Raw genomic sequence first — 9726 nt, forward strand, 5'->3', positions numbered from 1 at the left:
TCTTCAGTTCTGGACGACGCCGCGCCGTGCGGCGTCGTCCTGGCGCGAGACTCTGCTTCGCGTGAAATCGGTGCGGGGAGGAGGAGGCGGCGGCCGGTCATCGCCGGCCGTGAGATCGCCTGGCACAACGTAAGAAACGGAATCGTCATGGTGACAAGATGACGCTTCCATTCGCTTTCGTGGCGGCCAGAGGATTGGCGACATCGTCGGCGGCGGCCGGGGGCGCCGCTCAGTGCCTTTCCCTAAGGTGGTCGCCAGTGAGTGAAACGTCTCCGGAACCGGAAGACCGGACGACCCTCCAGCGCAACGCGGTCGGCCTTCTCGGCGCGGTCATCATGTCCGCCGCCCTGATGGGGCCCGCGGTGTCCGTCTACTTCAACCCCCAGCTCGTCGCGGGCTTCGCCGGCGCGGCCACCCCGCTGGTCATGGTGATCTCCATGATCGGCGTACTGATCACGGCGAGCGGCATCATGCAGATGGCCCGCGAGCTGCCGAGCGCGGGCGCCTTCTACACCTACGTGTCCCGAGGGATCGGCGCGCGCAGCGGTTTCGTCACCGGCGGGCTGATGTTCGTGGCGTACGCCCTGCTGGTTCCGGCGGAGTTGGCGCTGATCGGCGTCTTCACCCATGACCTGCTGGCGTCGTACGGCGTCCACGTGCACTGGGCACTGGTCTCCCTGGCCTTCACGGTGCTGATGCTGGTGCTCTCGCTGCGCGGCATCCGCGGCTCGCTGCGAACGGCGCTGACCCTCTTCAGCGCCGAGGTCTTGGTGATCACGGTGTTGAGCGTCATCGTGCTGGCGAAAGGGGGCGCGCACGGGCTGTCGTTCGCGCCGCTGAATCCGGCGTCGTCGCCGAGGGGTCCGTCCGGTCTGGCGCTCGGCATGGTCTACGGCGTGCTGTCGTTCGTGGGCTTCGAGGCGGCCACCACTCTGGGTGAGGAGGTCCGCGAACCCCGGCGCAACGTTCCGTGGGGCATCGCGCTGTCGACGCTGTTCGTCGGGGTGATCTACCTCTTCTGCACCTACAGCGAGATGATCGGCTTCGGTACCGGGAGCGCGGGCAGGCTCGCGGCGGACCAGGCGCCGTTCAACACCCTCGCCGCCACGTACGCGCCGTGGATGAAGCTTCTCGTCGGGCTGGCCGGGATCTCGAGCATCTTCGCCGTGATCATGAATTCGAACAACGGCATCGTCCGGATCATCTTCGCGATGGGCCGGGAGGGCATGTTGCCCCGGCAGCTCGCCCACGTCGACCCCAAGCACCGCTCGCCGAGCAGGGCGATCTGGACGGTGGCCGTGTTCGCGACGTTCGTCACGTTCGTCGTTGGTTTCGCGACCGGCCCGTTCAACGCCTACGCCTACCTGGGCGCACTGCTCACGTTGGCCATCGTGCCGGTGTACATGCTGACCAACATCGCGTGCGTGCGGTTCTTCCTGCGGGAACGGCGGGAGAGCTTCAGCGTGGTACGGCACGTGGTGCTGCCGGTGCTCGGCATCCTGCTCATGCTCATTCCGATCTACGGCTCGGTCTGGCCGATCCCCAAGGCGCCGTACAACCTCTTCCCGTACGTCATCGTGGCCTTCATCGTGGCCACCGCGCTGGTCGCGGTGTGGCTGGGCCGCGCCCGGCCGGAGCGTCTCACCCGGGCCGGAGCCGTTCTGGCGACCGGTGACACGGACGCGCCCGAGGCCGTCGCATCGTGAGCACGGCGGCATCCATCACCCTGACGACGGCGCTGCGGGTCTGCGAGGCGGCAGTGGGGGAGGCGGAGAGGGCCGGAGCGCTGGTCTCGGTGGCCGTGGTGGACGCGGGCGGGCATCTGGTGGCGTTCATGAGGATGGACGGCGCCGAGATCGCCGGCCCGGTGCTCGCGCCCGACAAGGCCTACACGGCGGTCGCCAACCGGATCGCGACGCACGAACTCGCCGAGCAGGCCGCCCCCGGAGGACCGCTGTTCGGCCTGCACGCCCACGCGTCCGGACGGTTCGTGATCTTCGGTGGCGGAGTTCCCCTCCGGCTGGGCGATCGCGTCATCGGCGCGGTCGGGGTCAGCGGCGGCACAGTGACCGAAGACGTCGCCTGCGCGCACGCCGGCGAACAGGCATGGCGTCAGGCGATCACCGCTGAGCGACGACACTCCTGAAGAGCGAACCCGCTTCGGCACGGTCGTCGAGTGACACCGCGGCCTCCTACCCGCACGCCCCACCAGTGCATTTGACCTCAACTGTGGTTGAGTTGGTGGGCTGTTCGCCGTCTGCGTCAGAACGTGAGAAAGCGAGCAGCCATGGCGAACAGCACGGACAGCAGGGCCACGGAGCCCCCTCCGTATCCGGCCCCGGCGGATCGGCCGTCTCCGTTGACGCTTCCGGTGGTCATGGCCGGCGTCGTCCTGGTCGCGATGTCCATCTCGGGGACCGCGGTGGCACTGCCGAGCATCGGTCGTGATCTCGATGCCTCTGGGTCCCTGTTGAACTGGGTCGTCGCCGGCTACAACCTGGCCTTCGCCGCCATGACGCTCATCGCGGGTTCGACCGCCGACCGGATCGGCCGCCGACGGGTGTTCATCGCCTCGGCGCTGGTCTTCGCGGCCGGATTCCTCGGGACGGTACTGAGCCCGGCGATCGTCGTCACCGACATCGCCCGCGTCGTCTCCGGCGTCGGCGGCGCCGGGATCATGGCGGCCGGCGGCGCCATCCTCGCCTCCGGCTACGACGGCGCGGCCCGGAATCGCGCCTTCGCCCTGATGGGCACCATGGCCGGGGTCGGGATCGCCATCGGTCCCACCCTGTCGGGCCTGCTGATCAGCGCGGCCGGATGGCGCGGGAGCTTCGCGGTCTTCACCGTCGTCGGCCTGCTGGTCGCTTCGGGCGGGACCCGTGCCCGCGAGTCCCGCGCGACTGGTGCCGACCGGCTCGACCGGGCGGGCAGTGTCCTGTTCGTCGCGGCACTGGCACTGCTGATGTTCGCGCTCCTGGAGGCGCCCGGCCTCGGCTGGTCGCACCCGGTCATCCTGTTCACCGGGATCGCCGGCCTGGTCGTGCTGGTCATCTTCGGCATCGTTCAGCGGCGTAGTGCCGCTCCGGTACTGGCGCCCGCCCTGGTCGCCAATCGCGGTTTCCTGGGGTGGAGTCTGGCGACCCTGACCACCTCCATCGGGTTCCTCGGCGTCCTGGTCTTCCTGCCCACCTACTTGCAGGCGGCGGCCGGGCTCTCCCCTGCGGCCGCGGGGGTGACGATGCTGCTGCTGACCGCCCCTGTACTGATCATGCCCATGGTCGCCGTGGCCCTGGTGAACAAGGGTGTTCCGGCCCGTCTGCTGATCTTGATCGCCCTGGTGCTGGTCGCGGCCGGGAATCTGTGGCTGGTGACGTTGAACGCCGACGACGCGGTCGTGGCCGTCGCGGCGCCGCTGGTGATGATCGGCGTCGGCATGGGGGTGTCCTTCGGCATCACCGACGGCCAGGCCATGGCCCTGGTCGATGCCGACACCGTAGGCATGGCGGCCGGCTTCCTCAACACCCTACGGGGAGCGGCCGAGGCTCTCGTGATCGCCGCCTACAGCGCCTCCCTCATCGGCCTCCTCGCGGCCAAATTCGGTGACACCACCCGCGCCGCCGCAGTCGGCGCCGGACGCCTCACCGACGGAGCCGAAAGCGCGGAACTGGACGCCTTCACCTGGTCCTGGCAGGTGACCCAGCTCGGTGTCGGCCTGCTCTGCCTGGTCCTATCGATCATCGTGGCCGCCCTGATTCACAGCCGCACCGCGGCGTCCCGCCACACCACCTGACCACCAGCGCCCCGAACCAGGCAAGGAGTAGCGTCGTGCGTGCCAGTCCAGACGACCATCTCACGATCGGTGAGGTCATCCGCCGGACTGGCGTGCCCGCCTCCGCCCTGCACTTCTACGAACGCAAGGGTCTGATCTTCAGCGAACGCACCAGCGGCAATCAGCGGATCTTCTCCCGGCACATGCTCCGCCGGATCTCCTTGATCATCGTGGCCAAACGCCTCCACATCCCGCTGTCGGACGTCGCCGAGGTCTTCGCAGGCCTCCCCACCGATCACGCCCCCACACACCAGGACTGGCAGCGAGTCTCCCGGCGTTGGAAGAAACAACTGGAGGAGCGCCGCCGCGTCATCGAAAGCCTCGAACACGAGCTCACCGGCTGCATCGGCTGCGGTTGCCTGTCGATGAAGGCATGCCTGCTCCTCAACCCCGACGACACCCTCCGGGGCCGCGGCCCCGGACCGGTGCGGATCCAACAACCCAGCGCCCCTCCCTGACCAGAGCTTCGGCTATCAGCCAAGCTCGACCCACCCCTCCTACGGAGACGACCGCACGGGCCGTTTGGAATCGTGATCACGTGGCTGGAAAAGGATTGGACGGGGTGATGCTCGGGCTTGTAACTTGCGGCTGACCGTGACACCGCCCGAGGAGGTGAGACCCATGAACGCTGTATCGACGTGGGTGCTCCCCCTTCCCGTCACGGCCGGGCGATTGACGTAGGTGTCGCCGGGAGCGCCTCGACAACAAGGCACTCCCGAAAGGCAACACCTATGCACTCTCTGCGACTCACCGCCGAGCCGTCGTCGAACGGCATGGTCGAGCGCGACTTCACCGTGGGCGACGTCCCCGGAGTTCTCTCGTCGCCGGCCTCCGGCGCCGATCGCGCGCCCCTCGTGTTCGACGTGATCATCGCCGGGTGCGGGCCGACCGGTGCGATGCTGGCCGCCGAACTCCGGCTCCACGATGTGCGGGTACTCGTCCTGGAGAAGGAGACCGAGCCCGTGTCGTTCGTCCGCATCGTCGGTCTGCACAGTCGCAGTCTCGAGCTGATGGCGATGCGCGGCCTGCTGGAGCGCGTTCTCGAACACGGAAGACGGCGTCCGGCCGGCGGTATCTTCGCCGCCATCGCCAAACCCGCGCCCGAGGGCCTGGACTCCGCGCACGCCTATGTGCTGGGCATCCCGCAGCCGGTCATCAATCGCCTGCTCGAAGAACACGCGATCGAGCTGGGCGCACAGGTCCGGCGCGGCTGTGCCGTGGCCGATCTCGAGCAGGACGACGAGGGTGTGACCGTCGAGCTGTCCGACGGGGAACGGCTGCGTGCGCGCTACCTCGTCGGCTGTGACGGCGGGCGCAGTACGGTGCGCAAACTGCTCGGCGTCGGCTTCCCCGGCGAGCCCTCGCGGACCGACACGCTGATGGGCGAGATGGAAGTGGGCGTGCCGCAGGAGGAGATCGCCGCCAAGGCGGCCGAAATCCGCGAGACCAATAAGCGATTCTGGCTCCGGCCCTTCGGTGAAGGGGTCTACCAGGTCGTCGTCCCCGTCGCGGGAGTCGGCGATCGCGCGGAACCGCCCACCCTCGAGGATTTCAAACACCAGTTGCGCGCCGTCGCCGGAACCGATTTCGGCGTGCACTCCCCGCGCTGGCTGTCCCGCTTCGGGGACGCCACCCGGCTGGCCGAGCGTTATCGGGTCGGGCGGGTGCTGCTGGCCGGCGACGCGGCACACGTCCATCCCCCCACCGGAGGTCAGGGCCTCAACCTGGGCGTCCAGGACGCGTTCAACCTCGGCTGGAAACTGGCCGCGCAGATCCGCGGCTGGGCGCCGGAGACACTGCTGGACACCTACCAGGCCGAACGCCATCCGGTCGCCGAGGACGTGCTGGACAACACCCGCGCCCAGATGGAACTGCTGTCCGCCGAACCGGGCCCGCGGGCCGTGCGCAGGCTGCTCACCGAACTGATGGACTTCGACGAGGTGAACCGCCATCTGATCGAGAAGATCACCGCGATCGGCATCCGCTACGACTTCGGCGAAGGCCCCGACCTGCTCGGCCGCCGCCTGCGCGACATCGCCGTGAAACAGGGCCGCCTCTACGATCTGCTGCATCACGGCCGCGGCCTGCTGCTCGACCGCACCGAACGCCTGACCGTCGGCGGCTGGTCAGACCGGGTCGATCACCTCGCGGATCCCACCGCGGTCCTGGATGTTCCGTGCGTCCTGCTACGCCCGGACGGCCACGTCGCCTGGATCGGCGACGATCAGCAGGACCTGGACGACCACCTCTCCCGCTGGTTCGGCGAGCCCGCCGGCTGATCCCGCCTGAGCACCCGAAAAGGGCCCGGCCTCCGACATCCGACCGAGGAGTCACGCCGGTGTCGGCCAGGATGACTCGCTACCGCGACTTCTCGGTCCGATGCCGGCCGCACCTCGGCTCGGAGCCGGCGACGGCGGGCGTTCCGCCGTCGTTACAGTGCGTCGAGCCGCCCGGCGCGGCGTGCTCAGTCGAGGAAGAACGTCAGGTGGGGGGCGAGGGCGTCCCAGGAGACGTTGTGGTTCTGACCTTCGAGGACCGTGTGCAGGGGAGCGGGCAGGACGTTCACCAGGGCCCGCGCGGCGGCCTCGGCCCACGGGCCGCTCCGGGATCCGGTGAGGATCAGGGTGTGAGCCTTGACGTCCGCGAGGCCGGCCGGGAGTCCGCCCTCGCCCATCACGGCGGCGTCGTACGCGAGCGTGGGGGCGAGCGCCTCCATCGCGGCCCACCCGGAGGCCACGCGCATCTCGTCGATCACCGCGGGCGGGACGCCGACGGAGCGCATGAACAGCGCCATGGCGTCGCCGCGGCGGCCGTCCGCCAGGCGGGCCGTCAGCTCGGTGACGTACGCGCGGGCGCGCCGGGGCGCGTCGGCGTCGAGCTGGAACGGCGGCTCCCACAGGACCAGATGGGTGATCGGCAGTCCCGCCGCCGCCGCGCGCAGCGCCAGCACGGCGCCGGAGGAGTTGCCGAACACGGCCGCGGCGCCGCCGGCCGCCTCGATCACGGCGGCGAGGTCCTCGATCTCGCGGTCCACCGCGTACGGCGCGGTGTCGCCGCTGTCGCCGCGTCCGCGCCGGTCGTAGTTGAGGACCGTGAGGTCGCCGGCGAGCAGGCCGGCGAGCTCCGCGTGGACCCCGCGGGCGCAGGACGCGCCGCTCACGAGGACGACCGGGACGCCCGAGCCCAGCCGGTCGAAGGCGATCGGCGTGCCGTCGGCGGAACGGGTGATGTGCATGGTCTCCAGCCTTTCCGAGTGGTCCGTCTCACCCCACCTACGAACGGCCCCCCGGGGAACGGACCGGTCTCACGGAGAGATCTCGGCGAGACGCCGGGCGAGATGGCGGCGCTCGGGCCCGGACGGGGCCAGGGCGAGGGCCTCCCGGTAGGCGGTGGCCGCCTCGGCCGCACGCCCCTGCCGGCGCAGCAGGTCGGCCCGCGCGGCCGGCAGCAGGTGATGACTCCCCCGGTCGGGGGAGAGCGCGTCGAGGAGAGCCAGCCCCCGTGCCGGGTCGAGCATCCCCACGGCGACGGCGCGGTTGAGCCGTACGATCGCGGCGTACCCCTCGTTGAACAGCAGGTAGAGGACGCCGAGCACGGAGTTCAGCCGGTCCGGCCGCTCGTCCGCGGCCGGTACCCGGAAGGGGACCCCGGTCTTACGGATCCTGCTCTTCGCCCGCGTGAGCCGCTTGGACATGGTGTCCTCGGAGACCAGGAACGCCCGGGCGATCTCGGCGGTCGTGAGCCCCGTGAGGGTCCGCAGCGTCAGCGCGACCCGGGCCTCGAACGGCAGGACCGGGTGGCAGCAGGTGAAGATGAGCGCCAGCCGGTCGTCCCCGAACTCCCCGGCGGCCGCCGGAGCGCCGGCGTCGTTGTCGCGGGCGGCGAGTTCGCGCAGCTTGGCGACCGCGATGGTCGCGTCGACGCTCACGCGCCCTCCTTCGTCGGGGGAGTGACCTGCGGCACTGTGCCGCCGATTCACTCGCTCCGCTCGCTCATGCGTGCAGGGCCCGCACCTCGACGGTGCCGTGCCGTGCCACGGGATGACTCCGCGCGGCCTCGACCGCCTCCTCCCGTGACGCGCACTCGATCAGACTGAACCCGGCCACGACCTCCTTGGACTCGACGAACGGACCGTCGGTGAGCAGGACCTCCCCGTCGCGTACCCGGACCGTCGTGGCGTCGGCCGGCGGTTCCAGGCCGCCGGACATGACGAGCCCGTCACCCCGGGCGGCGGCCCAGGCCCTGCAGGCGGGCAGGAAGTCGGGATCGGCGAGCATCGCCTGGTAAGCCGCCTCGTCCCCGCATATCAGCAGCAAGTACTTCACTTTCCTGACCTTAGGCCGGACCGCCCGCGAAGAGGGCCTTTCGCCCTCGCCTCGGCGGCACGCCGTAGATTTGCGGATCGCCGCGGGAGGTCTCCGGGCCGATGCTGGAATTCACCCGCGGTCTGGCACGTTCGTACGGACATTGACGCGTTGAGGAGGGCTCTGTGGCCGATCCGAGTGAGCTTTACACGCTGGCCGAGGACATTCCGGAGTTGGGCCGGCCGGTGCTGGTGTACCACCTTGACGGTTTCATGGACGCCGGCCGTGCCGGACAGTTGGCCACCCGGCACCTGCGGAGGATGGACGCCCGGCCCGTCGCGACGTTCGACGTGGACTCGCTGATCGACTACCGCTCACGGCGGCCCCCGATGATCTTCGACACGGATCGCTGGATCGACTATGAGGCCCCCGAACTGGCCGTGTACGCGTGTGAGGACGCCGTCGGGGTACCGTTCCTGGTGATGACGGGGCCGGAGCCGGACCGGGCGTGGGAGCGGTTCGCCGCCGCGTTCATCTCGCTCAGCGAGCGGCTCGACGTCCGGCTGGCGGTCGGCCTGCACGGCATCCCCATGGCGGTGCCGCACACCCGGGAGACCGGCCTGACGCCGCACGGCAACCGTGCCGACCTGCTCGGGGAGCACCCGGCGTGGATCAACCGCGCCGAGGTTCCGGGGAGCGCCGCCGCGCTGATCGAGTACCGCATGGCGGAGGCGGGCCACGACGCCATCGGGTTCGCCGCGCACGTGCCGCACTACCTCGCCCAGTCCGCGTACCCGACGGCCGCGATCGCGCTCCTGAACGGCGTCACGTCCGCCACCGGCCTGATGTTCCCCACCGCCGACCTCGATGCGGCGGCGGCGGAGGCGCGCGAGCAGATCGACAGCGAGGTCGCCGCCTCCGAGGACGTCGCGGAGGCGGTGCGGGGCCTCGAGGCGCAGTACGACGCGGTGCTGGAGGCGGGCCGGAACAGCCTGCCGCTGGCCGGTTCGCCCGCCCGGATGCCGGACGGCGAGGAGATCGCCGCGGAGTTCGAGCGCTTCCTCGCCGAACAGAACGACCAGTAGGCCCGATGGGGCGCTCCGCGGCGGCCGTCCGACCCGGTGATAAGAGGTCGAAACCGGCTCCTACCTGGGAAGACGACGAATCGCGGAGGGAGCGTGCATACCCCGCCGGATCCAGGGAAGCATCCGATCGCCCGGAGCCCCGAGTGTAAAAGGAAGCCCTGGATATGCACGTCACCGGCATTATCACCGCCATCATCATCGGTCTGATCATCGGTGCGCTCGGCCGCCTGGTCGTCCCAGGCCGCCAGCACATCCCGATGTGGCTCACCATCGTCATCGGCGTCGTGGCGGCGCTGATCGGCACCGCGATCGCGGGCGGCCTCGGCGTCGCGGACACGAAGGGCATCGACTGGATCGAACTGGTCATCCAGGTCGGCCTGGCGGCCGTCGGCGTGGCCCTGGCGGCCGGAATGTACGGACGCCGAGGGGTGCGCTGACCGCCGACCTGAAGCAACGCGGGCCGGCCCGCGTACGACCGACTTGGGCTCCAGCGGGTAGTCCGCCCCCC

The 9726-nt window shown here is 70.2% G+C and carries 10 protein-coding genes; 7 read left to right on the plus strand and 3 right to left on the minus strand.

Annotated features, from left to right (window positions below; genetic code table 11):
* Nucleotides 1-257: 257 nt before the first annotated feature.
* The 5 genes from AB0K82_RS44010 (at nt 258) to rox (ending at nt 6108) form a co-directional block, all read left to right on the plus strand.
* Nucleotides 258-1706 carry an APC family permease gene (locus tag AB0K82_RS44010; RefSeq protein ID WP_364409577.1) on the plus strand — a complete coding sequence of 483 codons (1449 nt, stop codon included), beginning with the start codon at nt 258-260 and terminating at the stop codon, nt 1704-1706.
* Nucleotides 1703-2146 (plus strand): heme-binding protein, encoded by a 444-nt coding sequence (locus AB0K82_RS44015; RefSeq protein WP_364409580.1) that lies wholly within the window; start codon nt 1703-1705, stop codon nt 2144-2146. Before AB0K82_RS44010 ends, AB0K82_RS44015 begins: the two co-directional genes overlap by 4 nt.
* 213 nt (nt 2147-2359) lie before the next feature.
* Nucleotides 2360-3790, plus strand: coding sequence for an MFS transporter (locus tag AB0K82_RS44020; RefSeq protein WP_364409582.1), 1431 nt, complete (start codon nt 2360-2362; stop codon nt 3788-3790).
* 35 nt (nt 3791-3825) lie between these two features.
* Nucleotides 3826-4287, plus strand: a complete 462-nt coding sequence (gene soxR / locus AB0K82_RS44025; RefSeq protein WP_364409585.1) for a redox-sensitive transcriptional activator SoxR — start codon at nt 3826-3828, stop codon at nt 4285-4287.
* A 396-nt stretch (nt 4288-4683) separates the two neighbouring features.
* Nucleotides 4684-6108 carry a rifampin monooxygenase gene (rox, locus tag AB0K82_RS44030; RefSeq protein ID WP_364409601.1) on the plus strand — a complete coding sequence of 475 codons (1425 nt, stop codon included), beginning with the start codon at nt 4684-4686 and terminating at the stop codon, nt 6106-6108.
* 185 nt (nt 6109-6293) lie between these two features.
* Here rox and AB0K82_RS44035 read toward each other — a convergent pair whose 3' ends face one another.
* From AB0K82_RS44035 to AB0K82_RS44045, 3 genes are all read right to left on the minus strand, one after another.
* Nucleotides 6294-7064, minus strand: a complete 771-nt coding sequence (locus AB0K82_RS44035) for an alpha/beta fold hydrolase (protein ID WP_364409587.1) — start codon at nt 7062-7064, stop codon at nt 6294-6296.
* Nucleotides 7065-7133: 69 nt separating this feature from the next.
* Nucleotides 7134-7757: a sigma factor-like helix-turn-helix DNA-binding protein gene (locus AB0K82_RS44040; RefSeq protein WP_364409590.1), complete on the minus strand. Its 624-nt coding sequence runs from the start codon at nt 7755-7757 to the stop codon at nt 7134-7136.
* 64 nt (nt 7758-7821) lie between these two features.
* Nucleotides 7822-8154, minus strand: a complete 333-nt coding sequence (locus AB0K82_RS44045; protein WP_364409593.1) for a YciI family protein — start codon at nt 8152-8154, stop codon at nt 7822-7824.
* A 164-nt stretch (nt 8155-8318) separates the two neighbouring features.
* On the opposite strand from AB0K82_RS44045, the gene AB0K82_RS44050 reads away from it, so the two are divergent.
* Together AB0K82_RS44050 and AB0K82_RS44055 are read left to right on the plus strand one after the other, a co-directional pair.
* Nucleotides 8319-9218, plus strand: a complete 900-nt coding sequence (locus AB0K82_RS44050) for a PAC2 family protein (RefSeq protein WP_364409596.1) — start codon at nt 8319-8321, stop codon at nt 9216-9218.
* A 164-nt stretch (nt 9219-9382) separates the two neighbouring features.
* Nucleotides 9383-9655, plus strand: a complete 273-nt coding sequence (locus AB0K82_RS44055) for a GlsB/YeaQ/YmgE family stress response membrane protein (protein ID WP_364409599.1) — start codon at nt 9383-9385, stop codon at nt 9653-9655.
* Nucleotides 9656-9726 lie beyond the last annotated feature (71 nt).

It is taken from the genome of Actinoallomurus sp. NPDC052274 (assembly GCF_040679475.1).
In the GTDB taxonomy this organism is placed as follows: Bacteria; Actinomycetota; Actinomycetes; order Streptosporangiales; family Streptosporangiaceae; genus Actinoallomurus; species Actinoallomurus liliacearum.

Excerpts from the sequence above, each read along its gene's own strand:
- AB0K82_RS44035 (WP_364409587.1), bottom strand. The coding sequence starts at position 7,064 with ATGCACATCACCCGTTCCGCCGACGGCACGCCGATCGCCTTCGACCGG.
- AB0K82_RS44055 (WP_364409599.1), top strand. The coding sequence starts at position 9,383 with ATGCACGTCACCGGCATTATCACCGCCATCATCATCGGTCTGATCATC.